General features: G+C 46.8%; 1 protein-coding gene. It reads left to right on the forward strand.

Annotation, left to right across the window (positions count from 1 at the left end; all coding sequences use genetic code 11):
- Positions 1-10: 10 nt before the first annotated feature.
- On the forward strand, positions 11-876 hold an 866-nt coding region (gene xseA, locus A3762_RS02080), incomplete at its 3' end, for an exodeoxyribonuclease VII large subunit (protein ID WP_082868889.1).

Below are 876 nucleotides of genomic sequence, written 5' to 3' on the forward strand. Positions count from 1 at the left end.
TAAGCCCGCTATGCTCCCTCAAGAAGCCACCAACAATAAACCGACCGCACTTAGCGTCTCAGAACTGAATCGCCAAGTTAAACGAATGCTTGAAGTCAGTTACGCACAAGTATGGGTAAGCGGTGAGCTTAGCGGCCTTGCAAGACCAAGTTCAGGCCATTGGTACTTTTCTTTAAAAGACCAAAAAGCGCAAATTCGCTGTGCCATGTTTCGCGGTGCCAATCAACGACTACGCTTCCAACCAAAAGACGGTGATGAAGTTATTGTTCGTGGGAAACTCAGCCTATATGAAGGTCGCGGCGATTATCAACTGATCGTCGATAGCATGGAGCCAGCTGGGCTCGGCGCACTTCAAGCCGCATTTGACGCTTTGAAGCTTAAGCTAAATCAAGAAGGTCTTTTTGACAGACAGCATAAAAAACCAATTCCTCAAATGGCTAAGCGCGTTTGTGTCATTACATCTCGTTCGGGAGCCGTCATACACGACATCATCCACGTTACGAAGCGCCGCTTTCCAGGATTGGAAATAATATTAATCCCTGTCAAAGTGCAAGGCGAAGGCGCTGCACAAGAAATCGCAAAAGCAATCCAACTCGCAAATGATAAACAGATTGCAGATGTATTGATCGTAGGCCGTGGAGGTGGCTCTTTAGAAGACTTATGGGCATTCAATGAAGAAGTTGTTGCTCGTGCAATCTTTGATAGTGCATTGCCAATTGTGAGTGCGGTTGGGCACGAAGTCGATGTATCCATTGCCGATATGGTTGCAGACATGCGCGCCCCCACACCTTCTGCTGCGGCAGAATACATCACACCAGATCAGTATGAGCTCACCCAAAAATTAGATGATCAACATCGTCGATTACAGTTTTTGTT

The sequence above is a fragment of the Oleiphilus sp. HI0125 genome (assembly GCF_001635355.1).